Origin of the sequence: Pseudomonas sp. PP3, assembly GCF_905336995.1 — a bacterium.
Classification (GTDB): Bacteria; Pseudomonadota; Gammaproteobacteria; order Pseudomonadales; family Pseudomonadaceae; genus Aquipseudomonas; species Aquipseudomonas reinekei.
Genome location: NZ_HG995459.1, coordinates 3,137,897 through 3,162,445, shown reverse-complemented (window position 1 = coordinate 3,162,445; position 24,549 = coordinate 3,137,897). Strand labels below are relative to the sequence as shown.

19 protein-coding genes and 1 pseudogene are annotated in these 24,549 nt (G+C 59.1%); 12 read left to right on the top strand and 8 right to left on the bottom strand.

Features of this window, described 5'->3' with window-relative positions; genetic code table 11:
* Positions 1-131: 131 nt before the first annotated feature.
* The gene (locus KHO07_RS14400; RefSeq protein ID WP_212627561.1) at positions 132-827 is read right to left on the bottom strand and encodes a pirin family protein; all 696 of its coding nucleotides are present in this window, start codon (positions 825-827) and stop codon (positions 132-134) included.
* 277 nt (positions 828-1,104) lie between these two features.
* Between KHO07_RS14400 and KHO07_RS14395 the strand changes: the two genes are divergently transcribed.
* Complete coding sequence (locus KHO07_RS14395) at positions 1,105-3,582, top strand: UvrD-helicase domain-containing protein (RefSeq protein WP_212627560.1); 2,478 nt, start codon at positions 1,105-1,107, stop codon at positions 3,580-3,582.
* 63 nt (positions 3,583-3,645) lie between these two features.
* Here KHO07_RS14395 and KHO07_RS14390 read toward each other — a convergent pair whose 3' ends face one another.
* A complete protein-coding gene (locus KHO07_RS14390) occupies positions 3,646-3,918 on the bottom strand; it encodes a DUF1652 domain-containing protein (protein WP_034148820.1) in 273 nt (90 codons plus the stop codon).
* A gap of 263 nt (positions 3,919-4,181) precedes the next feature.
* Between KHO07_RS14390 and KHO07_RS14385 the strand changes: the two genes are divergently transcribed.
* From KHO07_RS14385 to KHO07_RS14370, 4 genes are read left to right on the top strand one after another with little or no spacing between them, the layout of a single operon-like run.
* Positions 4,182-4,997 (top strand): helix-turn-helix domain-containing protein, encoded by an 816-nt coding sequence (locus KHO07_RS14385; protein ID WP_150732880.1) that lies wholly within the window; start codon positions 4,182-4,184, stop codon positions 4,995-4,997.
* 50 nt (positions 4,998-5,047) lie between these two features.
* On the top strand, positions 5,048-6,454 hold the full coding sequence (locus KHO07_RS14380) for an FAD-dependent oxidoreductase (RefSeq protein ID WP_150732881.1): 1,407 nt from the start codon (positions 5,048-5,050) through the stop codon (positions 6,452-6,454).
* Positions 6,455-6,484: 30 nt separating this feature from the next.
* Positions 6,485-6,826, top strand: coding sequence for a cupin domain-containing protein (locus KHO07_RS14375; RefSeq protein ID WP_212627559.1), 342 nt, complete (start codon positions 6,485-6,487; stop codon positions 6,824-6,826).
* A gap of 47 nt (positions 6,827-6,873) precedes the next feature.
* Positions 6,874-7,959: a polyamine ABC transporter substrate-binding protein gene (locus KHO07_RS14370; RefSeq protein ID WP_212627558.1), complete on the top strand. Its 1,086-nt coding sequence runs from the start codon at positions 6,874-6,876 to the stop codon at positions 7,957-7,959.
* Positions 7,960-8,067: 108 nt separating this feature from the next.
* Here the strand turns inward: KHO07_RS14370 and KHO07_RS14365 are convergent, their stop codons facing one another.
* Positions 8,068-8,292, bottom strand: a complete 225-nt coding sequence (locus KHO07_RS14365; RefSeq protein WP_150732884.1) for a YgdI/YgdR family lipoprotein — start codon at positions 8,290-8,292, stop codon at positions 8,068-8,070.
* A 256-nt stretch (positions 8,293-8,548) separates the two neighbouring features.
* Between KHO07_RS14365 and KHO07_RS14360 the strand changes: the two genes are divergently transcribed.
* The 4 genes and pseudogenes from KHO07_RS14360 (at position 8,549) to KHO07_RS14345 (ending at position 14,694) form a co-directional block, all read left to right on the top strand.
* On the top strand, positions 8,549-10,153 hold the full coding sequence (locus KHO07_RS14360) for a VRR-NUC domain-containing protein (protein WP_212627635.1): 1,605 nt from the start codon (positions 8,549-8,551) through the stop codon (positions 10,151-10,153).
* Positions 10,150-12,429 (top strand): ATP-dependent DNA helicase, encoded by a 2,280-nt coding sequence (locus KHO07_RS14355; protein ID WP_212627557.1) that lies wholly within the window; start codon positions 10,150-10,152, stop codon positions 12,427-12,429. The genes KHO07_RS14360 and KHO07_RS14355 overlap by 4 nt, the downstream gene beginning before the upstream one ends.
* A gap of 151 nt (positions 12,430-12,580) precedes the next feature.
* Positions 12,581-12,691, top strand: a pseudogene (locus KHO07_RS14350) (Zeta toxin); the annotation flags it as partial.
* Positions 12,692-12,771: 80 nt separating this feature from the next.
* Positions 12,772-14,694 (top strand): PAS domain-containing sensor histidine kinase, encoded by a 1,923-nt coding sequence (locus KHO07_RS14345; RefSeq protein WP_212627556.1) that lies wholly within the window; start codon positions 12,772-12,774, stop codon positions 14,692-14,694.
* A gap of 58 nt (positions 14,695-14,752) precedes the next feature.
* Here the strand turns inward: KHO07_RS14345 and KHO07_RS14340 are convergent, their stop codons facing one another.
* The 5 genes from KHO07_RS14340 to KHO07_RS14320 all read right to left on the bottom strand — a co-directional run bounded on the left by KHO07_RS14340 (position 14,753) and on the right by KHO07_RS14320 (position 19,658).
* Positions 14,753-15,229: a hemerythrin domain-containing protein gene (locus KHO07_RS14340; protein ID WP_150732888.1), complete on the bottom strand. Its 477-nt coding sequence runs from the start codon at positions 15,227-15,229 to the stop codon at positions 14,753-14,755.
* Between the two features lie 186 nt (positions 15,230-15,415).
* A complete protein-coding gene (locus KHO07_RS14335; RefSeq protein WP_212627555.1) occupies positions 15,416-16,780 on the bottom strand; it encodes a sodium:proton antiporter in 1,365 nt (454 codons plus the stop codon).
* A gap of 11 nt (positions 16,781-16,791) precedes the next feature.
* Positions 16,792-17,403, bottom strand: coding sequence for a Yip1 family protein (locus tag KHO07_RS14330; protein WP_212627554.1), 612 nt, complete (start codon positions 17,401-17,403; stop codon positions 16,792-16,794).
* A 95-nt stretch (positions 17,404-17,498) separates the two neighbouring features.
* Positions 17,499-18,356, bottom strand: a complete 858-nt coding sequence (locus tag KHO07_RS14325) for an SDR family oxidoreductase (protein ID WP_212627553.1) — start codon at positions 18,354-18,356, stop codon at positions 17,499-17,501.
* A gap of 147 nt (positions 18,357-18,503) precedes the next feature.
* The gene (locus tag KHO07_RS14320; protein WP_212627552.1) at positions 18,504-19,658 is read right to left on the bottom strand and encodes a PatB family C-S lyase; all 1,155 of its coding nucleotides are present in this window, start codon (positions 19,656-19,658) and stop codon (positions 18,504-18,506) included.
* Between the two features lie 228 nt (positions 19,659-19,886).
* On the opposite strand from KHO07_RS14320, the gene fdnG reads away from it, so the two are divergent.
* From fdnG to KHO07_RS14305, 3 genes are read left to right on the top strand one after another with little or no spacing between them, the layout of a single operon-like run.
* A complete protein-coding gene (gene fdnG / locus KHO07_RS14315; protein WP_150732891.1) occupies positions 19,887-22,952 on the top strand; it encodes a formate dehydrogenase-N subunit alpha in 3,066 nt (1,021 codons plus the stop codon).
* On the top strand, positions 22,953-23,888 hold the full coding sequence (gene fdxH, locus KHO07_RS14310) for a formate dehydrogenase subunit beta (RefSeq protein ID WP_212627551.1): 936 nt from the start codon (positions 22,953-22,955) through the stop codon (positions 23,886-23,888).
* Positions 23,885-24,547 (top strand): formate dehydrogenase subunit gamma, encoded by a 663-nt coding sequence (locus KHO07_RS14305; protein WP_212627550.1) that lies wholly within the window; start codon positions 23,885-23,887, stop codon positions 24,545-24,547. Before fdxH ends, KHO07_RS14305 begins: the two co-directional genes overlap by 4 nt.
* Positions 24,548-24,549 lie beyond the last annotated feature (2 nt).

Here is a 24,549-nt window from a genome sequence, read left to right as displayed (position 1 = left end):
CCGCGTTTGGTCAGGTGCTGGGCGTCATCATTAACGACCATCGCCAACAAGCCGGCTCCTACAGATTGCGTGCAGCACAGAAAAGGGGCGACCAGAATGGGTCGCCTCTTTTTTTGCCCCGCAGTTATCAATCAAGCCAGATCCACCAACACGATTTCGCTGTCCTCGATCGCCGTTACCCGCAATACCTGTTCATCGGCAACCGCAACACCGTCGCGAGCTTGTGCACGCAAGCCATTGACGTCAATGACGCCAGTGGCCGGAACCAGGTACGCGCGACGGCCGCTGTCCAGTTGGTATTCAGCCGTTTCGCCGGCCTTCAGGTTCGCTGCCACCAGCCGCGCATCGGCGCGAATACGCAGGCTTTGATCATCGCCGGCCTTGCCGCTGGCCAGGGTGACGAAACCTTCGCGCTGGCCAGCGGGGAACGGCTTGGCGCCCCAGGACGGTGCCAGGCCGGATTCATTGGGAATGATCCAGATCTGGAAAATCTTGGTCGGCGTCGCTTCCAGGTTGTATTCGCTGTGGGCGATTCCGGTGCCTGCGCTCATGACCTGAACGTCACCGGCTTCAGTGCGACCCTTGTTGCCCAGGTTGTCCTGATGAGTAATCGCGCCTTCACGTACGTAAGTGATGATCTCCATGTCCCGGTGCGGATGCTGGGGGAATCCGGTGCCGGGGGCGATCACGTCGTCGTTCCATACCCGCAGGTTGCCCCAGTTCATGCGTTTGGGGTCATAGTACTCGGCGAACGAAAAGTGATGATGGGCATCCAGCCAGCCGTGGTGGGCGCCGCCCAGCGAGTTGAAAGGCCTGAGTTCAAGCATGATCGTCTCCTGAAAGGTTCGTCATGGCGCTTGATGCGCGAGCCATGAAGCGAGACCGGTGGTTGATGACGGTCATCATCCAGCAGGCAACCATCGATAAAAAGCGTAAAAAATGCCTCATAACAATCGAAAGGCTTGATATGAAAACCGCTAAAACGTTCTCATACAGCCTTCACTTCATCGCATAAGCCAATGACTCATAAGCATTTGACTAGAACTCAACGGCAAATGCAGACACCATAGCCCTCAACAGTCTCAGACCCTGGAGTCCGTCCGCGTGGCGCAACACACCCCCGATCTTCCACCTGAACTTCGTCCTCTGGCCGAGATGCCGCTGCTCAAACGCCTGGCCGCCCGGTTTTTTGGCCATGGCTTGACCCGCTTGCGCGCACAGCACCGCGCGTCCTGGCTGCACGGCCAGGCGGACGGTTTCCGCAGCGGACACAGTGCCGGGGTGGATTACGGCTACAAGGAAGGCAAGCTGGAAGGGCTGGAAGAAGGCCGTCAGGTGTTGCTGATACGTGACTCGCGAAGCACCGAGCATCGGCCGCCCAACATTGATGACCACTTGTTCGATGATTGGCGCTTGCCGCTGACCGCCGAGCTTAAAAAGCGCATGAAGGCCGACGTTGCCCGACTCCTGCCGCCGCACGCTCAACCGAGCACTGCGCAATGGAAGATGATTTTCAGTGATACGCCGTCTACATCGGTGATTGCCGGCGCCGGTGCGGGCAAGTCGACAACGCTGGTGCTACGCATTGTGTTGCTGACGCAGTACCTGGGGTTCGAGCTGAGTTCGATGACGGTGGTGACCTTCACCCGCGAATCGCGCAAAGACTTCATCAATAAACTGATCGAGTTGTTCGCGCTCTGGGGGCGTGCGCTCAGCTTCAAGGAAGCCCGTGACCTGGTGCGAACCTTCCACTCGCGAATCCTGCCCTTGGTGCGCAGCCTGCCGGGTTTTGAGCGTTTGCAAGCCTTCGAGAACCTCAGCCACAGAGCTCAAGGCACCGACGAAGAGGTGGACAGCAATCCCTTCGACCTGCGCATCAACGATGCCCAGCGCCAGCAACTCAATGCCTGTTATCACGCGTTGCACACCCGCGACGAACGCTTTCGCGAGCTGATCAAGCCATTATCGCGCCATGCCTTGCAACTCAAGGAACTGGAGCGCGATCACCCGGATGTGCAGAAACGCGTGGCGGTGACCGAGTTGGCCGCCAAGCGTGATGAGGAACTGTGCGACACGATCGAGGACTTGTGGTTGCGAGCCAAAGCCTGGCCGATCAAGGGGATAGAGCCTAATCGTCAGACGTTTGATATCAATGGGTCGACGTTCCATTGCCACGGCTATATTCCGTCGCTGGACGCCTGGGTGGTGCTGGGCTTTGATCCCCGGGAAAACCCGCAGGTGACGCGTCCCAATGCCAAATTGAGCGTGCGCGCGGAATGGGCGGTAAAACGCACCCTGTTTCAAGCTTTCTGTCGTAAGCCATTGATATGGCTGGATAGTTACGAGTCGTCAAAGCGTGTTCTGGCTTCGCTGGCAGGGGATGCGAGTGCCGGGCCGGGCTTCGATTACAAGGTCAAGGGTGAACTCGCCTCCGCACCGTTGCTCGACTGTTTCGTCGCCGCCGCCGGGTTTATCGAGAACCTCGGCCTGGATGTACCGACCGCCGTGGGCCAGATGAGTTTTGGCAAGGACGACCCGGACCGGTTCTTCTTCGAAGCCTTGAGCCTGTACTGGCGAGCGCTGGAAGATCACTTGCTCGACCAGAAGCCACCGATCATGACGTACAACCGGATGTTCGCCCTGTTCAGCGAGCACTCGCCAGAAAACCTCAAGTTGCTCAGTGATGAACTGCTGCGGCCACTGTCGCATTTGATGATCGACGAATTCCAGGACGTATCACCGCAGATCGTCTCGTGGATCCGCGCCAGCCTGACGGAAATACGCAGTCGCGGCCCGGCCATGCACGTCGGGCGTGGCGCGCAACGCTCGTCATTGCTTTGCGTAGGGGACGACTGGCAGTCGATCTACGGATGGCGGGGCAGTTCGCCGAGTTACTTCATGGAGTTCAACAAGGAGTTTTCGTCACCGAGCACCACCAAAGTCATGCTCAGCGATAACTACCGCAGTCATCAACACATCATCGACGCCGCCGAACACATCGTGCGTGCCGCGCCGGCGATCCCCGGCAAGAAGGCCAAGGCCAGTGGTGAGTCGAAGCCGTTACTGCCGGTCAACGTACTGGACCGGGATGACCAAGGCATGGCGCAAAGGCTGATGGAGCATTACCGAAAAGGCGATTCAATCTTGATGCTCTATCGAAAAAGTAGCGATAAGTCATTGATTGAGGAGCATATTCAATCGGTAGTTAATGTTGATTCTAGCTTGCCGTATGAAGCCAGGCGCTTGAAACAGCTAACCTATCACAGCGCCAAGGGGCTGCAGGCCGACGCGGTGTTCCTGCTCGGCGATTGCCAGCACTTGACCAGTTCGCCCTACAAGAATCAGGTGTACCGCATGGCGGGCCTGGGCAAGGCTGGCGACAGCGAACCGTACGACAATGCGCAGAAAGACGAAATCCTGCGCCTGGCTTACGTGGGCATTACCCGGGCAGTGAGCCATTGCTATTGGTATGTCGATGGGCAGGATACCCAGGCGGTGAATATGCCGAAGGCTTCGGACCGGATCGGTAAGGGCAAGCCCTTCTTTGTCGATCATCGCCAAGGGAAGGCTGCGACCCTTTGATTCACCCAACAAAAAGCCCACATCAAGTGGGCTTTTTCATGACTATCTACCTTCAGGCTACCTTCAGGCATAACTCCTGAGGGCCACCGGGGGAATGAATGCCTCAAGCTCATCCTCCACGGCTTCGATTATTCGTTCCACATCGGCGGCATTCATCACCGTCGCACAGGGGATACCGGCAATGGCGATCATGGTTTCGCCAGTGGCTCGATCAAACAAACGGGCGATCATGCTACCCGGCGCATCCATGCTCGCCTCGAAACCCATGGGATGAAAATGCCAGCGCATCAGCTGGCAGGCGTTTGGAAAGGTGACTTTACTGAACCCTTTATTCATGTGTTGCCCGCCTTCTTCATCGAGCGCTTCCGTTAGCTCACGTTAGGAGGGAAGAGCCTTCAATGGCTCAACCGATGACAGACCTTAAAAGTAGCAGCTTGATGTGAAAATAATGTGTAATTTTCAGGCCATTTGGCGATTGCTTCTCATTTTTTATTCACACCCGGCTGCGCAAACGTTTTCGAAATGCCGGCGCGGTTTGTTTAGTCATTGATGCACCAGCCGAAGTTGGGCAAGCTCGGCTTTTTCACGTCGAGACCTTTATGCACGCCGAGGATGATGGCCCGCAGCAAACCCAGGCCACGGGCGAGACGGTCATGCGTTATCACTTGCGCTGGAAACACCGGGATCTGGAGGGCGTCATGGCGCTGTATCACCCCGATGTCCAGTACAACGACTTTTTCCAGAACCGCGTCATGGGCCTTGAACAGTTGCGCGAGTACGTGCGCAGCAGCATGCCCCGCGATCCGGACGAAGCGCTGGAGCATTCGGACCGCATCCGCCTGGATGGCAACACGGCGTTCATTCAGTACCGCATCACCCTGCGCGGCGGCGAGGGGCTGGTGTCGTTTCGTGCCAGTGAAGCGATCACCGTCAAGGACGGGCTGATCTGGCGGGTCAACGAATATGCCTCGCTGGTGCATGAGCAACCCAGCAGTAAAAGCAGCGGCACTCAGCGGCCGGCGGTCAGTCGACTCGGCTTGTCACCGCGCCAGTTGAGTTTCATGGCCGATGACCTGCAACAGTATTTCCAGCGCCAGCAACCCTATCTCGACCCTGAGCTCGACCTGCAACGGGTGGCGAAGGAGTGTGGCTACAGCCGCAACCAGATTTCCTACTTGCTCAATCAGGTGCTGGGGCAGAGCTTCTATCGCTACGTGAACCAGGCGCGCCTGCAACACCTGCTCGCAGCCCTGGACCAGGCTGCGCCGCCGCTGCGCATCGATGAACTGGCGTTCGCTGCCGGATTCAATTCGCTGTCGGCGTTCTACAGCTGTTTCCGCCAACACACCGGGCAGTCGCCCAAGGCCTACGCCAAACAAATTTCTTTGCGTGCACGCGCGCAAGACAACGCCTGAGCCCTCGCACTAGGATCAGCGCCAACGAAGTTTGATTGGCGGAGTCTTGCATGCCGGCGTGGCGCACTATCAGTTTGTGGATGGACCAACTCGACGAGCCGTTGCTGGCGCGTCCGGCACTGGAACAGGATCTGGACATCGACGTCGCGATCATCGGTGCCGGGTACACCGGCCTGTGGACGGCGTATTACCTCAAGCGTCAGGCCCCTGACCTGAACATCGCCATCATCGAGGCGCAAACCGCCGGATTTGGCGCATCGGGTCGCAATGGCGGCTGGTTGATGGGCAATTTGCTGGGCGAGGATCGGCTTCTGGCTGGCCTGTCACCCGAGCAACGACGGGCCTCTTACGATCTGTTGCACGCCATTCCGGATGAAGTAGAGATTGTCCTGGAGCGTGAAGGCATCGACTGCGATTACCGCAAAGGGGGCGCGCTGTACTGCGCTGCCCGCTATCCGGAGCAGGAAGCCAGCCTGCGCCAGTATCTGGACAAGCTCTACAAGCAAGGGCTCAACGAAAGCGATTACCGCTGGCTCAGCCCGGAGCAATTGGCGCAGCAGATCCGGGTCGCAAGACCCTTCGGCGGCATTTACGCCCCCCACGTGGCGACCATTCACCCCGCCAAACTGGTACGCGGGTTGGCGCGGACGGTGGAGCGCATGGGCGTGCGCATCTATGAGAACAGCGCGGTGACCCAATGGCAGTCTGGCAGCCTGCGCACGGCGAAAGCCTCGGTGCGCAGCCGTTGGATTGTGCCGGCGGTAGAAGGCTACTCGGTGACGCTGCCACCGTTGGGACGTTATCAGTTACCGGTGCAAAGCCTGATCGTCGCCACCGAACCCCTGTCCGCCGCCACTTGGGACGAAATCGGCCTGAGTCGTGGCCAGGCGTTCAGTGAAAGCAGCCGCCAGGTCACGTACGGCCAGCGCACCGCGGACAACCGGCTGATCTTTGGCGCCCGGGGCGGTTATCAGTTTGCCGGCCAGTTGCGCCATGACTTCGACCTGACGCGCAGCGAAATCGAGCTGCGGCGCTATCTGTTCGGTGAATTGTTCCCGCAACTGAAGAACGTACAAATCACCCACGGCTGGGGCGGCAACCTTGGCATGTCCCGACGCTTCAAGCCGCACATGCTGTGCGACCGGGCCAGTGGCATCGCCCTGTCCGGCGGTTATGGCGGGGAGGGCGTCGGCGCCAGCAACCTGGGCGGACGGACCCTGGCCGACCTGATCCTGCAACGCGATACCGAGCGGGTGCATCAGCCGTGGGTCATTGCCCAAGGCGGTCTCGATGCACTGCGGGCCTGGGAGCCCGAACCCTGCCGCTGGCTCGGTTACAACGCGATCATCCGCAGCTTTGTCCACGAAGACCAGACCCTCGCCAACCCGGCCACTGCCCCTTGGCGGCGCAAACTTGCCAGCGGGGTGGCGGGGTTCATGGAAGGTTTCATGCAGTAAACGGCGCGTTTCACAACCACAGGTATTCCCATGAGCATCACGCAATTCAAAAACACCGCAAATCTGAAGCTGGAAGAGTCGAACCCGGTCGCCGTGCCACTCGGTACGCCGGTGGCTGTGGCTTCGACCACCAGTGTCGAGCGCGACGACGGCGTCGAAACCGGCGTCTGGGAATGCACCCCCGGTCGCTGGCGGCGGCAGATCGTCGCCCAGGAGTTCTGTCACTTCATCCAGGGGCGCTGCACCTTCACCCCGGACGATGGCGAAACCCTGCACATAGAAGCGGGGGACGCACTGATGTTGCCAGCCAACAGCCTCGGCATCTGGGACATCCAGGAAACCGTGCGAAAGACTTACGTTTTGATTTTTTGATCCCTTGATTGCCTGCCAACAAAAACAACCCCTACAGGAATCGACTCATGATCCGAAAGACACTGACACTGGCCCCGCTGATGCTGGTCGCCGCCATCAGCCAGGCGGCTGAGACCGTCAAAATCTATAACTGGTCGGACTACATCGCGCCGGACACCACGAAAAACTTCCAGAAAGAAACCGGCATCGACTTCACCTACGACGTCTACGACAGCAACGAAACCCTCGATGGCAAGCTGATGACCGGCAAATCCGGTTACGACGTGGTGTTTCCGTCCAACCACTTCATGGCGCGGCAGATCGAAGGCGGGGCGCTGAAGAAACTCGACAAGTCCCAGCTGCCGAACTGGAAGAACCTCAATCCGGTGCTGCTCAAGGCCCTGCAAACCAACGATCCGGGCAACGAGCACGGCTTCCCGTACCTGTGGGGCAGCACCGGCATTGGCTACAACATTGCCAAAGTCAAAGCAGTACTGGGTGATAACGCGCCGGTGGATTCCTGGGACTTGATCTTCAAGCCGGAAAACATGCAAAAGCTGCAAAAGTGCGGCGTCGCCATCCTCGACAACGGCCCCGAATTGTTACCCGCGGCGCTGAATTACCTGGGCCTGCCGCATCACAGTAAAAACCCGGACGACTATAAAAAGGCCGAGGCCTTGCTGATGAAGGTCCGGCCTTATATCAGCTACTTCCATTCGTCCAAGTACACCAGCGACCTGGCCAACGGTGATATCTGCGTGGCTGTCGGCTTCTCCGGCGACATCCTGCAGGCGGAAAACCGCGCCAAGGAAGCCAAGAATGGCATCGACATCGGGTACTCGATTCCCAAGGAAGGCGCTGCGATCTGGTTCGACATGGTCGCCATGCCTGTCGATGCGCCGGACGAGAAGGCCGGTTACGCCTTCATGAACTACCTGCTGCGCCCGGACGTCATGGCCAGCATCAGCAATTACGTGCATTACGCCAACGGCAACGAACAGGCAGACAGCCTGATCGACCCAGCCATCAAGAACGACACCAAGGTCTACCCGAGTCCGGAAATGATGGGCAAATTGTTCGCCCTGGAAGCCATGCCACTGAACATCGACCGGATTCGGACGCGGGTCTGGAACAAGATTCGTACCGGTAGCTGATCAGGTCTGACGGTAGCGACTATCAAGGTCCCCTCGCGAGCAGTCTCCCCCCTGGAATTGAAAAACCTTGCGGAGCGAGACTGCTCGCGATGAACGAAAACTCGGTCTTCAGTCTTCCTCGCGAACGGTCGCCACTTCGTCAGCCTTGACCTTGACCTTCGCCCCGGAAATATCCTCGAACTCGTAGAAGCCATCCTTGGTCTTGGTTTTCGGCATGTCCTTGGTCAAATACTGGGTGCCGTTCTGCAGGGTTACCACGGTTGGCGTCGAGCAACCGGCGAGGGCCAGAAAGGCTGCTGCTGCCAGGGGCAATCCCAGAGTCTTGATATTCATAACCACCTCTTAATCAAAAAAAAGCTGCGACGGTTGCGCACGACAGCACCTGTAACGCGGTTGGTTCCATGGATCGGCGGAAAGTTCTGCGCGCCCAAAAAAATAACCTGTCAGCGCCGCCGCTTATCCTTTTCCGTTTGCGCCAGGCGGGTAGTTGCTGGTATCTGTACGCATAACCAGTACTCGCTTGCCATGGCCTTTATTTCCTGTGACTGCAAATCCCCTCGACGATCCGTTCTATTACTTGAATAACTTCATGCAAGTCATTGATTGGCTTGAGCATCGTTATGCAGACGTGCTGAGCGACGAGGAGCAATGCTTCATTCGCGACTTCAAAGGCTTGCCACGCGAGTCCCGGGCATTACTGGTCCGCATGATCATGCGCAAGGGTATTCACTTCAGGGCTGGCAAACTGCATTACACCGAGATCGGCGACATCGCCATCGCTGCCAGTCCGTTGCTGGTCCTGGGGTGGGTTGATGAACAGATGCCTCTGACGCTGGAGGAACTGTTCGAGGTGCTGCTCAAGGCCGAGATTCTCCAGTGCCTGGGCTCGGCCATCGATCAACCCAAAGGGAAAAAGACCGACTGGCTGCCGGTACTGAGTGAGCAATTCCCCGAGGCGCGTAGTTTCAACCAGTGGAGCCCGGCGCTCAACGACCGCTTGCTCAGCCTGACCATCATGGGCCTGTGCGATCGCCTGCGCTTGATGTTTTTCGGCAACCTTTACCAGGACTGGTCGGAGTTCGTGCTGGCGGACCTCGGCATCTTTACCTACGAAAAAGTCGATTTCTGCGCCGAATCCCGAGGCCTGCGCAGCCGTGAGGACGTGGACGCCTGCATGTTCCTGCACCAATGCCAGCAACTGTTCGAGGCCGGTGAGGCGCTGGCCGATGTGGTCGGGCTGGTCAACGGGCTGACATTGAGCAATCCATGGCTGCAAAGGCGCCGGGACAAACTGCTGTTCCAGATCGCCCAGCATTGCGAACGCATCGCCGATTTCGCGTCTGCGCTGGCGCTTTATCGCCAGTGCAAATATCCCGGCGCGAGACTGCGGTTAATCCGCGTGCTGGAGCGCTGCAGTGAATTTGAATTGGCGCTGGAACTGGCCATCCAGGCCGAACAAACGCCAGAAAGTGCCGCCGAACGACAAGTGCTGATGCGGATGCTGCCAAGGCTGCGGCGCAAGCTCGGCGGGCCGCCGATGAAACGCCCATCGCCCCGGGAAATGCTGCGCCTTGACTTGCACTTGCCGCGCAGCGACCTGGAGTTATCGGTCGAGCAGTACGTCCAGGCCCATCTCTCGGAAGACGAGGCACCGGTCCATTACGTCGAAAACACGTTGATCAACTCGTTGTTCGGCCTGTTGTGCTGGCCTGCGATTTTCGCGCCGTTGCCCGGCGCCTTTTTCCACCCGTTCCAGCGTGGACCGGTGGATCTGCTCAACGAGGATTTCCATGAGCGTCGGGCAGATCTGTTCCAGGCATGCCTGGCAGAACTCGACGACGGTCGTTATCGGCAGACCATCCGTGAACGCTTTATCGATAAATGGGGCGTGCAGTCGCCGTTCGTATTCTGGGGCGTGCTCAACGAGGCGTTGCTCGAGCAGGCGCTCGACTGTTTGCCGGCAGAGCATCTCAAGCACTGGTTCCACCGGTTGTTGCTCGACATCAAGGCCAATCGCGCCGGCATGCCCGACCTGATCCAGTTCTGGCCGCAGCAAAAGACCTACCGCATGATCGAAGTCAAAGGGCCGGGGGACCGCTTGCAGGATAACCAGCTGCGCTGGCTGGAATTCTGCCATGAGCACCGCATGCCGATTGCCGTTTGCTACGTGCAATGGGCGGAGCAAGAGGCTTGAGCTACAGCATTGCCGTGCGGGCGCTGTGTGAGTTCACCGCCAAGGTCGGGGACCTTGACCTGCGCTTCACACCGTCGCCAACGGCGCTGGAAGGTATTGTCGGCCATCGCACGGTGGCATCCCGGCGCAGCCAGGGCTACCAAAGTGAAGTCGCCCTCGAAGGGCTGTTCAAAAGCCTGAAGGTCAAGGGCAGGGCGGACGGCTACGATCCGGCGCAAAACTGCCTGGAGGAAGTCAAAACCTACCGTGGCGACTTGAGCAAGCAACCGGCCAACCACCGTCAACTGCATTGGGCGCAAGCAAAGGTCTACGGCTGGCTGATGTGCCAGAAACTGCAGCTTGAGCAGATCAATCTGGCGCTGGTCTACTTCGACATCGTCAGCGAAAAAGAAACCTGCCTGGTCGAGTGCTTCAGCGCCGGGCAACTGCAGGCGTTTTTCGAGCAGCATTGCCTGCTGTTTTTGCACTGGGCCGAACAGGAAATGCTCCATCGCGAAAGGCGTAATCGCGCGGCGCAGCAACTGAAATTTCCCCATGCCGGTTTCCGGCCGGGCCAGCGTCATCTCGCCGAATCAGTGTTCAAGGCAGTCAGTACCGGCCGTTGCCTGATGGCCCAGGCCCCGACCGGAATCGGCAAAACCGTCGGTACCTTGTTCCCGATGCTCAAAGCCCTGGCGCCGCAGCAACTGGACAAGGTGTTTTTCCTCACCGCTAAAACACCGGGACGCAAACTGGCACTCGACGCCGCGCAGGTGATTCTCGACAGCACCGATGCGCCGCCCCTGCGGTTTCTGGAGATGATCGCTCGGGACAAAGCCTGCGAGCATCCGGACAAGGCTTGCCACGGCGAATCCTGCCCGCTGGCCCAAGGTTTCTACGATCGCTTGCCAGCGGCGCGTCAGGCGGCCAGTGAAGTGAGCCTGTTGAACCAGAGTGCACTGCGCCAGATTGCTCTGGAACATGGGGTTTGCCCGTATTACCTGAGCCAGGAAATGGCCCGCTGGGCCGACGTGGTGGTCGCCGATTACAACTATTACTTCGACTTCAGCGCCTTGTTGTTTGGACTGGCCCAGGCCAATAACTGGAAAATCGCGGCGCTGGTGGACGAAGCCCACAATCTGGTGGAGCGTGGCCGTCAGATGTACAGCGCCAGCCTCGACCAATCGACCCTCAATGGCGTAAGAAAAACCGCCCCCGAAGCATTGAAAAAGCCATTGCAACGGGTCAACCGCGAATGGAATGCCCTGCACAATCAGCAGGCGGGCGCTTATCAGGCCTATGACAAGCCACCGGACAAGCTGCTGCAGGCGTTGTCGTCGTGCAGTGCGAGCATCGGCGACTATCTGAACGATCACCCACAAGGACTGGACAGCGCGCTACAGAGCTTCTATTTCGAGATGCTGCAGTTTTGCCGGGTGGGCGAGCTCTTCGATGAGCAGTTTCTGTTCGATATCAACAAACGCGACCTCGATCGCAAAAAAAGCCTTTCGCAGGTCTGCCTGCGCAACGTGGTGCCCGCCGGCTTCATTGGGCCGCGTTTGACGGCTGCACGCAGCACCGTGCTGTTTTCCGCGACGCTCAGCCCTCGGCACTATTACGCTGATTTGCTGGGAACGCCGGCAAGCACTGTGTGGATTGACGTGGAATCACCGTTTCACGCCGACCAGTTACAGGTGCACATCGTCAACCGGATCTCCACGCGGTTCGTCCACCGGCAGGCGTCGCTGGCGCCGATCGTCGAGCTGATCGCGCAACAATTCAGCCGGCGACCCGGCAATTACCTCGCGTTCTTCAGCAGTTTCGATTACTTGCAGCAAGTCGCGCAGCTATTGGCCGAGCGCTATCCGCAGATCAATCTGTGGTCGCAATCGCGCGGGATGGCAGAGGAGCAGCGTCAGCAGTTTCTCGATCAATTCACCGCCGAAAGCCAGGGAGTTGGCTTTGCCGTATTGGGCGGGGCGTTTGGCGAAGGCATCGATTTGCCCGGTGCACGCCTGATTGGCGCGTTTATCGCCACACTTGGGCTGGCACAACTCAATCCCGTCAATGAACAAATGAAACGACGCATGGCGGCGATTTTCGGGGCGGGCTACGACTACACCTATCTGTATCCCGGCGTACAGAAAGTGGTGCAGGCCGCGGGCCGAGTGATTCGCACCCAGCAGGATCAAGGGGTGGTGATGTTGATCGATGACCGCTTCGGCGAGGGCAAGGTCAGGCAATTGCTGCCTCGCTGGTGGTCAATAGAACCGACGCTTTTTCACCCCGCCCAGTAGGATTTATTACCTTTCAAATCATGGACATAAGTTGAATCAAACCGCGGTTTGAACAATCACTGGAAACGCACTTTATTGAAATGGCCGGGTATCACTTTCACCGGCTCTTCGATAAGGAAGTCGAGCGATGTCAGAAGCACCGAAATACAGGGTCAAGGAATGTCACCAGTCGTTGCTCAAGACCGGAACCCATGCCAGGGAGGTACCTGATTTTGTCTATAACGACCTGTATGCCTACATCGTGAAGTACGTTTACCGTTAACCGCTCGTTTGGTGGTTTTACGCCTTTCCAAATTTCTGGTTTGTCGCATACTCCCCACATAAACCAACACAGAGGGATCAATGAGCGAAGATCAAACCCATACCACGGCTTTCGAGGACAAGCGCTTTCGTTTGTTGATCGATGCGGTGATTGACTACGCGATTTACATGATTGATCCCGACGGCATCATCATCAGCTGGAATGCTGGTGCGCGGCGTTTTAAAGGGTATGAAGAAGCCGAGATCATCGGTCAGCACTTTTCGCGCTTTTACACCGATGACGATCGCCGTGTCGGCAAGCCGCAAAAGGCCCTGGACACGGCGATCCGCGAGGGGCGTTTCGAAGGCGAGGGCTGGCGTGTGCGCAAGGACGGCACGCATTTCTGGTCCCACGTGGTGATCGACCCGATATACGACCCTTCGGGCCAATTGCTCGGTTTTGCCAAGATCACGCGGGATTTGACCGACCGTAAGATGGCGGAGGAAGTCCTCAAGCAAAGCGAACAACAATTCCGCCTGCTGGTGCAAAGTGTCACCGACTACGCGATCTACATGCTTGCCCCGGATGGACGCCTGACCAACTGGAACCCGGGCGCTCAGCGCATCAAGGGCTATGCGCCCGAAGAGGTCATCGGCCAGCATTTTTCGATGTTCTACACCCCTGAAGACCGCGTGGCCGGCGAACCCCAACGAACTCTCGATATCGCTGTGCGTGAGGGCCGGTTTGAAAACAAAGGCTGGCGCGTGCGCAAGGACGGCACCCGTTTCTTCGCTCATGTGGTGGTGGACCCGATCTGGGGCGAGACGGGCACCTTGCTCGGGTTTGCCAAGATCACCCGCGATATCACTGAGGTCACGCAAGCGCAGCAAGCCCTGGAACAAACCCGTGAAGCGCTGTTCCAGGCGCAGAAGATGCAGGCTATCGGCCAGCTCAGCGGCGGTATCGCCCACGACTTCAACAACTTGCTGACCGTTATCCTCGGTAATCTGGAAATCGTCCGTAAGCGAATTACAGACGACCCGAAAATTACCCGGCTGCTCGACAACGCCACTCAGGGCGCCTTGCGAGGCGTCTCCCTGACCCAGCGCATGCTGGCCTTTGCCAGACGTCAGGAGCTCAAATCCGAACCCGTCGAGATACCGGCACTGGTGCAAGGTATCTCCGGGCTGTTGCGCAGCTCGCTCGGGCCTTCAGTGATCCTCGAGACCCGTTTTCCCCCAGCGCTCGAACCGGTGCTGGCCGACGTCAACCAGCTTGAGTTGGCCGTACTGAACCTGGCAACCAATGCCCGTGATGCCATGCCTCACGGTGGAAAAATCGTTATCAGTACCCGGACAGAAGACGTTTGTGATGACGTTCGACCACCTATGGCGGCTGGTCAGTATGTGTGCCTGTCTGTCACCGATACGGGAGAGGGCATGGATGACGCGACGCTGGCATCGGCAATGGACCCGTTTTTCACGACAAAGGGGCTGGGCAAAGGTACCGGGCTGGGGTTATCGATGGTCCACGGTTTTATCGAGCAATTGGGAGGGCGGTTCGTCCTCAAAAGCAAGAAGGACCACGGAACAACCGCAGAGCTATGGTTGCCCGTCGCGAGCAGTAACGCGCCCCGCAACGCTGTTATCGATGAGCCGGTCACGCCGGAGGTGCCTCGGCTGAGCGTGCTGGTGGTGGATGACGATAGTCTGGTGCTGACCAGCACCTGTTTGTTGCTTGAGGATCTCGGCCATCGGGTGATCGCGGCGACATCGGGCGTACAAGCACTGGAGATGTTGGAAGGCGATCAAGCCATCGACCTGGTCATCACCGATATGGCGATGCCGCAGATGAGTGGCGCGCAACTGGCGGATGCCATCCGTAGGCTCAAACCGGACATGCCGATTATCCTGGCCACCGGGTATGCAGAGCGTCTTGAAAATTTTGAGGCCGGGTTGCCAAGGTTGTCGAAGCCGTTTACCCAACTCAACCTGGTGGAGATCATTGCGTCGGCAATGAAGTAATTGCGAATTACAGCTGTTCTTGTGGCGAGGGAGCTTGCTCCCTCGCCACAGGTTTTCGTCAAGCAGCCATGTTAGGCGAACCGAGCTCTTTCTTCAGTTGAGCTTTCAGCGTTTCCATTTGCGCTCCAAGCGCTTCCAGTTCAGCTTTGCCGAGCAGTTTTTTCGCCTGAGGAAACATCTCTGTCTCCTCTTCCTCGATGTGGTGTTCAAGTAACTCTTTGACCACTTTGACGCGACCGGCGAATTCGGGGGTCGACGGATCAGTGACTTTCAGGTCCGGCAACACCAGTGAATCAACGGTGCGGTGTTCTTCCTTGGCTTCGTAATACATGACGTCCTGTTCTTTGCCGCCAGCTTTTTTATAGGCCGGGTACAAGACTTCTTCTTCCAGGCGGGTGTGGATGGAAATTTCCATTTCCAGCTTGGCGAGTAACTCAGTGCGTTTTTTAACACCGCGTTCGGTGGATTCGCTCAGTTGGCTCAGGATGCCTTTCACGCGTTCATGATCGGCTTTCAACAGGTCTATGGCGTTCATGGTGAGGTCTCTCAAGTCGTCACGGATGGGTGGGGCGCGATCGGTCTCGATGCCGAAATTCGCTCATGGGACTTGAGCATTTGTCGTGCCGTTTTTGATTGGCCGGCAAATCACCGCAATATCAGAGACATACGTTAAATGCTGGCGAAAAGAGGTCATGCAGGGTGCATGAGTTGGAAAATTGACTCATGCAGTTCGCGGATCAACGTTTGGCTTTTTACGCTGCGCATAACGGGCGAGGACAGGTTGGGTGCTGATGCCGTGGACCAGAATGCTCAGCGCCACCACGGAGAGCGTCAGGTCAGTACACAGGGTCGCCACCGAGGGGGCCAACCCATGGTTGAGAACATAGAACAGGTAAAATAAGCTGCCGATCCCGCGAATGCCGAACCAGCCGATCAGCAGTCGTTGCCGACCGTCGAGCAAACCACCCCATGGAATGAGCATCACGCTCATGGGGCGAATCAGGCAAAACAATACGCCGCCGATGGCGAGGGCGCGCCAGTCCCAGTGTTCCATCAGCACGACGCCGAGCAGCGTCACCAAAAACACTTCCATGGCCCGTTCCACCAGGCTGCCAAACGACAGCATGTCGCCGATCATAATCCCGGCGGCAACCTGTGTGTCTTGCAAATGCTCCACATCGCCATGCACCGCAGCGTCGGGCTCAACGTTCTGGTGGCCAACCACCGCTTGCACCAGATGTTCCGCCGGTGGCTGGGCATTTCCCGTGGACTTGACCTCGGCACCGCGCAAGCCCAGCGCTGCGGCGAATACCGAGAGAAACCCATAGCCGTGAACCGCCTCAGCCGCGACATAAGCCAGTGCGATCAGCGCGAAGGTCAGGTAATCGTTGGGGGAGAGCGTGCTGTCGGCGTTTCTGATGCGCATCGACAAGGTCAGGCGCCCGATGCCACGGCCCATGAAATAGCCGACCAGCAAGCCCGCAGGCACTGCCCACAACAGCCGTTTGAGCGCCCAGTCATCGAGCCAGGCCGTTGAAGAGGCTTCGCCCTGTTGAATGAACAACAGACCGAGAATGACAAAGGGAAACGCGATCCCGTCGTTCAGGCCGGCTTCACCAGAGAGCCCAAAGCGGACTGGGTCGTCATCCTTGGCATCATTGACCTGAACCAGCGAAGCCAGTACCGGGTCGGTCGGCGCCAGTATGGCGCCGATCAGCAGCGACGGCCCCCAGGCCAGGTCGAAGGCAAAATGCAACAACAGGCACACGCCGGTGATGCTCAGGAGCATCACCGGTCCCGCGAGCCCGTACGCCACGCGCCATTTGCGATCCTTGAGCGGCAGCCGCAACTTGAGTCCGCAGACGAACAAAGAAAAGAGCACCGCGACTTCAGTCAGGTGCTCCATCCAGAACGATGCGTCTTTGATATCCAGCCTGAGCCAGCCGAGCCCCGCCGGCCCGATGGCCACGCCCAGCACCAGGCAAACCGCCGAGGTGGTCACCGGCATCCAGCGCAGGTACGACGAGGTGAGCGCCAGCGTCAGCAGCACGGCACCCAGCACGGCGACCCAGGCGATGAAGCTCATGGCCTGGTTAATCAACCGACTGTGGCGCGTAAATACTCAGGCGTCAGGACGTTGAACCACACCAGGATCATTTCCACCAGAATCGTGACCAGCACCAGCAGCCCGACACCCCAGACGCAAGCAGCGTTGAGCAGGCCCTGTTCCTTGCGCTCATGCATGAACGTCGGCAAACCCACGAACAGCAGGAAGGTCGAGTATGCCGACGCTGCGCCTAGCACCAGAATGGCCAGCCAGCGGCTCGGGTACAGCCCCGCAAGGCCGGCGAGGAAAAACGGGGTGACGGTGTAGGCAGCGAAACCGATGCATTGGTTGACGGTGGGCCGTGAATCGAAGGTGCGCGACATCCAGCGAATGAACAGCCCCATCAATGCGACGCCCACCAGAGTGCTGATGTAAAGCAGTACGCAGAGTTGCAGCGCACTGGCGGCGCTGAGTTTGACCGTTTCGTTTTCCGCCAGGCTCCAGCCGACGTAGGTGGTCCCGATGAACAGACACACCGGCGGGATCAGGGCGAGTAACAGCAAATGGGCCAGGTAATGGCGTGGATGCGCTTCCTCCTCTTTGCGGATATCCGTCCAGGCGAAGTTGGGTTGGGTAAACAGCTTGACGATAGGTGCGGACATGGCGACCTCCAGATATCGAAAGGCCCGCCAGTGGAGGGCCCTATAAAGTGTTGAGCGCAGCCAATGTCCACGGGTTCATTTTTTTCCGCGGCAGCTCAAAGGATCGGTTTACCGCCGGTCACGCCAAAGCGCTGGCCGGTGATGTAGCTGCCTTCATCTGAGGCCAGCAACACATAGATCGGCGCCACTTCCACGGGCTGACCCGGACGGCCAAGGGGGGTGTTGGCGCCGAAGTTCTGCACGGTTTCCTCGGGCATGGTGGAAACGATCAGCGGTGTCCAGATCGGACCGGGGGCGACGCTGTTTACCCGGATGTTCTTCGGCCCCAGCATCTGGGCAAGGCCGGCGGAAAAGTTGGCAATGGCGCCCTTGGTCGTGGCGTATGCCAGCAGTGTCGGGTTAGGGAAGTCCGAGTTGACTGAACTGGTGTTGATGATCGAACTGCCCGGCTGCATGTGTTTCAACGCGGCCTGACAAATCCTGAAGATGGCGGTGATGTTGACGTCGAAGGTCATCACCCATTCTTCGTCGGGGATCTCTTCGAGGGTTTCGTGGGTCATCTGGAACGCGGCGTTGTTGACCAGCACATCGATGCGCCCGAAGCGCTCAACGGTTTTCTCTACCAGTGCCTGGCAATGCACCTTGTGCGCCAGGTCGCCGGGCAGCAGCAGGCATTGGCGGCCGGCCTGTTCGACCCAACGGGCGGTTTCTTGCGCGTCTTCCTGTTCATCGAGGTAGGCGATGGCCACGTCCGCGCCTTCACGGGCGAAGGCAATCGCCACCGCGCGGCCGATGCCGCTGTCACCACCGGTGATCAGCGCGATCTTGCCCTCCAAACGCCCCGAGCCTTTGTAGCTTTGCTCGCCGCAGTCCGGGTAGGGGTCCATTTTGCGTTGAGAGCCGGGGACGGGTTGTTGTTGCTTGGGGAAGGGTGGTTTTGGGTAGTCGTTCATCATCAATCTCCGAACAGCGGGTCGTGTTCGGGGTTGACTGTGGGGCTTTGGCTGGAGTTCGCTTGGATTTCAGATGTCTTGCTGTACGCAAAACACTGTGGGCGGGCAAGCCCGCTCCCACAGGGATAACGATTGCCTTAGGCCATATCAGCCCTTGAGGTGCCGCAAACTGCGCTCCATCCGCGCAATGCCTTCTTCCAGCAGTGACCGTGGGCAGCCGAAGTTCAGGCGCACGAATTGCTGGCCGTCATCACCGAAGTCCAGGCCTGGGCTCAAACCGACCTTGGCTTGTTCGAGGAAGAACTGGTGCGGGTTGTCCAGCCCCAGCGCCGTGCAATCGAGCCAGGCCAGATACGTGCTTTGCGGCACGTTCATGGTGATGCCCGGCAGGCGCGTGCGCACGGCGTCGACCAGATAATCACGGTTGCTTTGCAGGTAGTCCTTCAGCGCGGCCAGCCAGGGCCCGGCTTCGCTGTAGGCGACACGAGTGGCTTCCATGCCCAGCGGATTGACGCTGTCGACCATGCCGCAGCGGGCGTGGTTGACCTTCTCGCGCAGGTGGCGATCCTGAATGATCATGAACGAGGTTTTCAGCCCGGCGATGTTATAGGCCTTGCTCGCCGACATCAGCGTGATGGTGCGCTGGGCAATTTGCGGGCTGAGGGAAGCCATCGGGACGTGCTGGCGGCCGTCGAAGCACAATTCGGCGTGGATCTCGTCTGAGATGATCCAGGCGTCGTGCTCCAGGCAGAGGTCGGCGATCGCTTGCAGTTCGGAACGGGGAAACGCCTTGCCCAGCGGATTGTGCGGGTTGCTCAGCAGCAGGGCGCCGCCACCTTGCAACGACTGGCTCAAGGCAGCCAGTGGCGTGGTGTAGGTGCCGTCGGGTTGCGGGTCGAAATTCAACTCGACCTTGTTCAGGCCCCAATGCCCCGGTGCATGGCGCAGCGGCGGGTAGTTCGGCACTTGCACGACCACGTTCTGTGGCGGCTGGACCAAGGCCTTGAGGGCCATGTTGACGCCCGATTCGACACCCGGAAGGAAGATCAGCTCTTGTGGCTCGATACGCCAGGCGTACTTGTTCCACACATCGGCAACGATGGCCTCGCGCAGACTGTCCGGCGCCACGCTGTAGCCGACCATCGGGTGTTCCAGCCGTTTTTGCAGGGCCTGGATGATCATTGGCGGCGCAGCGAAATCCATGTCGGCAACCCACATCGGCAACACGTCGGCCGGGTAGCGGCTCCATTTGGTGCTGCCGGTGTTGTGGCGGTCGAACACCTGATCAAAATCGAAAGTCATGCGCGGTCTCGTAACAGCGGGTGGGTGATGATCGCCATGATAATCGCCAATCCCTGTGGGAGCGAGCGTGTGGTTGGGTTGATGACCGCGTGTGTCCAACGGTCGGCTGTCATGGTGATTTCGACAGCCTTGTCTAGAATGCAGATGTCGGCAGCCCGGCTGCCGCAACCGTGTTTGTCCAGAAGAATCCGGCAACGCACCGGATTTCCACCTGATCAGGAGTGCACGATGGACCTCAGCCGTCGTCAGTTCTTCAAGGTCGCTGGTATCGGCCTTGCGGGCTCGAGCCTGGGCGCGTTGGGCATGGCCCCGACGCAGGCCTTCGCCGAGCAGGTGCGCCACTTCAAGCTTGCCCACACCCGTGAAACCCGCAACACCTGCCCGTATTGCTCGGTCGGTTGTGGGTTGATCATGTACAGCCAGGGCGATGCAGCGAAGAACGTTGCGCAAAACATCATCCACATCGAAGGTGACGCTGACCACCCGGTCAACCGCGGCACCCTGTGCCCCAAAGGCGCAGGCCTGCTGGACTTCATACACAGCCCCGGTCGCCTGCAATACCCGCAGGTGCGCAAGCCCGGCAGCACGGAGTGGACGCGAATCTCCTGGGATGAAGCGCTCGATCGCGTTGCCGACCTGATGAAGGCCGACCGCGACGCCAACTTCATCGAGAAGAATGCCAACGGCCAAACGGTGAATCGCTGGGTGACCACCGGTTTCCTCGCGGCATCGGCGGCGTCCAACGAAGCGGGTTACATCACCCACAAGGTCATTCGCAGTCTCGGCATGCTGGGGTTTGATAACCAGGCGCGTGTCTGACACGGCCCGACGGTGGCAAGTCTTGCCCCGACGTACGGCCGTGGTGCCATGACCAACCACTGGACCGATATCGCCAACGCGAATCTGGTTCTGGTGATGGGCGGCAACGCAGCAGAAGCGCATCCGTGCGGCTTCAAATGGGTGACTGAGGCCAAGGCGCACAATAAAGCGCGCTTGATCGTGGTCGATCCGCGTTTTACCCGGACCGCCTCGGTGGCCGACTATTACGCTCCCATTCGCACCGGCACCGACATCGCCTTCATGGGCGGGCTGATCAATTACCTGCTGACCGAGGACAAGATCCAGCACGAATACGTGCGCAACTACACCGACGTGTCCTTCATCGTCAAAGCCGGCTATGGCTTCGAAGACGGTATTTTCAGTGGCTATGATGCGGCCAAGCGTCTGTACACCGACAAGTCCGGCTGGGGCTATGAGCTCGGCGAAGACGGCTTCGTCAAGGTTGATCCAACCTTGCAAGACCCGCGGTGCGTCTATCAATTGATGAAGCAGCACTACAGCCGCTACAACATCGAACTGGCGAGCCAGATTTGCGGTATGCCGGTCGATGCCATGCAGAAAATCTGGGAGGAAATCGCCACTTGCTCGCAACCGGGCAAGACCATGACCATCCTCTATGCCTTGGGCTGGACCCAGCATTCTATCGGCGCGCAAATCATCCGCAGCGCGGCCATGGTGCAATTGCTGCTGGGCAATGTCGGCATGCCGGGCGGGGGCGTCAATGCCTTGCGCGGGCACTCCAATATCCAGGGCCTGACGGACCTTGGCCTGCTGTCCAACTCGCTGCCCGGTTACCTGACGTTGCCCGGCGACGCCGAGCAGGAATACGCAGCCTTCATTACCAAACGCACGCAAACGCCGTTGCGGCCGGGGCAGTTGTCCTACTGGCAGAACTACAGCAAGTTCCACGTGAGCTTGATGAAGTCGTGGTACGGCGCCAACGCCACGGTTGAAAACAACTGGGCTTACGACTATTTGCCGAAACTTGACATCCCGCAGTACGACATCCTCAAGGTGTTCGATCTGATGGGCCAGGGCAAGGTCAACGGCTACATGTGCCAGGGTTTCAACCCCATCGCCGCGTTGCCCGATAAAAACCGGGTCATGGCGGCGCTGGCCAAGCTCAAGTGGCTGGTGGTGATGGACCCGCTGGCGACTGAAACGTCTGAGTTCTGGCAAAAGGTCGGGCCGTTTAACGACGTCAACAGCGCCGAGATCCAGACTGAAGTGATTCGCCTGCCCACCACCTGTTTTGCCGAGGAGGACGGTTCGCTGGTCAACAGCAGTCGCTGGCTGCAATGGCACTGGAAAGGCGCCGACGGCCCCGGCGAGGCGCGCACCGACGTGCGCATCATGAGTGAACTGTTTCTGCGTCTGCGCCAGCGTTACCAGGCCAATGGCGGCAAGTTCCCCGATCCGCTGCTCAAACTGTCGTGGCCGTACAAGATTGCCGACGAACCTTCGCCGGAGGAACTGGCCAAGGAAATCAACGGATCAGCCACCATCGACTTCACCGACGCCACTGGCGCGGCGATCAAGGCGAATGCGCAACTGGCCGGTTTCGGCCAACTGAAGGACGACGGCAGCACCGCGTCCGGTTGCTGGATTTTCTGTGGCAGCTGGACGGAAATGGGCAACCAGATGGCCCGCCGCGACAACAACGACCCGTTCGGCATGCATCAGCATCAAGGCTGGGCGTGGGCCTGGCCGGCCAACCGGCGGATTCTCTACAACCGCGCTTCCTCCGACTTGCAAGGCAAGCCATGGGACCCGAATAAACGCCTGGTGTGGTGGAACGGCAAGGCCTGGGGCGGTACCGATGTGCCGGACTACAAGGCGGATGTGCCGCCGGAAGCCGGGATGAATCCGTTCATCATGAACCCCGAGGGCGTGGCGCGGTTCTTCGCCGTCGACAAGATGAACGAGGGGCCATTCCCCGAGCATTACGAACCGTTCGAAACGCCGATCGGCATCAACCCGTTGCACCCGAACAACAAAAAAGCCACCAGCAACCCGGCGGCGCGGATCTTCGATTCGGTGTGGGACACACTTGGCGTGGCCAAGGACTACCCGTATGCCGCCACCAGTTACCGGCTGACCGAGCATTTCCACTTCTGGAGCAAGCACTGCAAGCTCAATGCGATTACCCAGCCTGAGCAGTTTGTGGAAATCGGCGAAGTGCTGGCCAAGGAGAAAGGCATTGTTGCCGGTGATCGGGTGCGGGTCAGCAGCAAGCGCGGCTTTATCGAAGCAGTGGCGGTGGTGACCAAGCGGATTCGGCCGCTGCAGGTCAACAATCAGGTGGTGCATCAGATCGGCATCCCGCTGCACTGGGGGTTTACCGGCCTCACGCGTCACGGTTACCTGACCAACACCCTGGTGCCGTTCCTCGGCGATGGCAACACACAGACCCCGGAATCCAAGTCATTCCTGGTCAACGTGGAGAAAGTCTAAATGGCCAGCCAAGACATCATTGCCCGCTCGGCCACCACCACACCCGCGCCGTCGGTGCGCGGCGTGGAGGAAGTCGCCAAGCTGATCGACACCACCAAATGCATCGGCTGCAAGGCCTGCCAGGTTGCCTGCTCGGAATGGAACGAGCTGCGTGATGAGGTTGGTCACAACCTTGGCACCTACGACAACCCCCATGACCTGACCGCCGACACCTGGACGCTGATGCGCTTCACCGAGCATGAAACCGATGCCGGCAACCTGGAATGGCTGATTCGCAAGGACGGTTGCATGCATTGCGCCGAGCCCGGTTGCCTGGCGGCATGCCCTAGCCCCGGGGCGATCATCAAGCACGCCAACGGCATCGTCGACTTCGACCAAGACCATTGCATTGGTTGCGGCTATTGCATCACCGGTTGCCCGTTCAACATTCCGCGCATCTCGCAAAAAGACCACAAAGCCTACAAGTGCACGCTGTGTTCGGACCGGGTCTCGGTAGGGCTGGAGCCGGCCTGCGTGAAAACCTGTCCGACCGGTGCCATCGTGTTCGGCACCAAGGAAGACATGAAGGAACACGCCGCCGAGCGCATCGTCGACCTGAAAAGTCGCGGCTTTGACAATGCCGGCCTGTACGACCCCGAGGGGGTCGGCGGCACCCACGTGATGTACGTGCTGCACCACGCCGACACACCAAGGCTGTATGCCGGGTTACCCAATCATCCGGCAATCAGTCCGTTGGTGGGGTTGTGGAAAGGCATCAGCAAACCCCTGGCGCTACTCGCCATGGGCGCGGCGGTGCTGGCCGGGTTCTTCCACTATGTGCGTATCGGACCGAACCGGGTCGAGGAAGACGAGCACCCGCAACCGCCGGATACGTCGGTGCATCAGGTCGATCCGGCGGTGCACACCTTTGATCCACGCGGGGAGGGCAGGCCATGAACAAGACGATCCTGCGCTACACCAGTAACCAGCGTACCAATCACTGGCTGGTGGCGATTCTGTTCCTCATGGCCGGCCTGTCCGGACTCGCGTTGTTCCATCCGGCCATGTTCTGGCTGACCAACCTGTTCGGCGGCGGCCCGTGGACGCGCATCCTGCACCCCTTCATGGGCGTGCTCATGTTCGTGTTTTTCCTCGGTCTGGTGTTCAGCTTCTGGCGCGCCAACTTTTTCATTGGCAATGATCGGCTGTGGCTGAAGCGCATCAATCGAGTGATGGCCAACAATGAGGAAGAGGTTCCTCCGGTGGGCAAATACAACGCCGGGCAGAAGCTGCTGTTCTGGACTTTACTGCTGTGCATGCTGGTGTTGCTGTTCAGCGGCCTGGTGATCTGGCGTGCTTATTTCAGTGAGTACTTCGGCATTACCAGCATTCGCTGGGCCATGCTGCTGCACGCGGTGGCGGGTTTTGTGCTGATCCTGAGCATCATCGTGCACATCTACGCCGGCATCTGGATCAAGGGTTCGGTGAGCGCCATGATGCACGGCTGGGTCAGCCGCGCCTGGGCGAAGAAACACCACGAACTCTGGTATCGCCAAGTGACGCAGGACGCGCCGCGCGACGAAACTCCCGAGCGACCGATCACTAAAAAGGGCTGACC

Coding starts and splice junctions, on each gene's coding strand:
- KHO07_RS14370 (WP_212627558.1), top strand. CDS start 6,874: ATGATCCGAAAGACACTGACACTGGCCCCGCTGATGCTGGTCGCCGCC.
- KHO07_RS14385 (WP_150732880.1), top strand. CDS start 4,182: ATGCACGCCGAGGATGATGGCCCGCAGCAAACCCAGGCCACGGGCGAG.
- KHO07_RS14320 (WP_212627552.1), bottom strand. CDS start 19,658: ATGACTTTCGATTTTGATCAGGTGTTCGACCGCCACAACACCGGCAGC.
- KHO07_RS14345 (WP_212627556.1), top strand. CDS start 12,772: ATGAGCGAAGATCAAACCCATACCACGGCTTTCGAGGACAAGCGCTTT.
- KHO07_RS14305 (WP_212627550.1), top strand. CDS start 23,885: ATGAACAAGACGATCCTGCGCTACACCAGTAACCAGCGTACCAATCAC.
- KHO07_RS14340 (WP_150732888.1), bottom strand. CDS start 15,229: ATGAACGCCATAGACCTGTTGAAAGCCGATCATGAACGCGTGAAAGGC.
- fdxH (WP_212627551.1), top strand. CDS start 22,953: ATGGCCAGCCAAGACATCATTGCCCGCTCGGCCACCACCACACCCGCG.
- KHO07_RS14360 (WP_212627635.1), top strand. CDS start 8,549: ATGCAAGTCATTGATTGGCTTGAGCATCGTTATGCAGACGTGCTGAGC.
- KHO07_RS14330 (WP_212627554.1), bottom strand. CDS start 17,403: ATGTCCGCACCTATCGTCAAGCTGTTTACCCAACCCAACTTCGCCTGG.
- KHO07_RS14335 (WP_212627555.1), bottom strand. CDS start 16,780: ATGAGCTTCATCGCCTGGGTCGCCGTGCTGGGTGCCGTGCTGCTGACG.
- KHO07_RS14390 (WP_034148820.1), bottom strand. CDS start 3,918: ATGAATAAAGGGTTCAGTAAAGTCACCTTTCCAAACGCCTGCCAGCTG.
- KHO07_RS14365 (WP_150732884.1), bottom strand. CDS start 8,292: ATGAATATCAAGACTCTGGGATTGCCCCTGGCAGCAGCAGCCTTTCTG.
- KHO07_RS14325 (WP_212627553.1), bottom strand. CDS start 18,356: ATGAACGACTACCCAAAACCACCCTTCCCCAAGCAACAACAACCCGTC.
- KHO07_RS14375 (WP_212627559.1), top strand. CDS start 6,485: ATGAGCATCACGCAATTCAAAAACACCGCAAATCTGAAGCTGGAAGAG.
- KHO07_RS14400 (WP_212627561.1), bottom strand. CDS start 827: ATGCTTGAACTCAGGCCTTTCAACTCGCTGGGCGGCGCCCACCACGGC.
- KHO07_RS14380 (WP_150732881.1), top strand. CDS start 5,048: ATGCCGGCGTGGCGCACTATCAGTTTGTGGATGGACCAACTCGACGAG.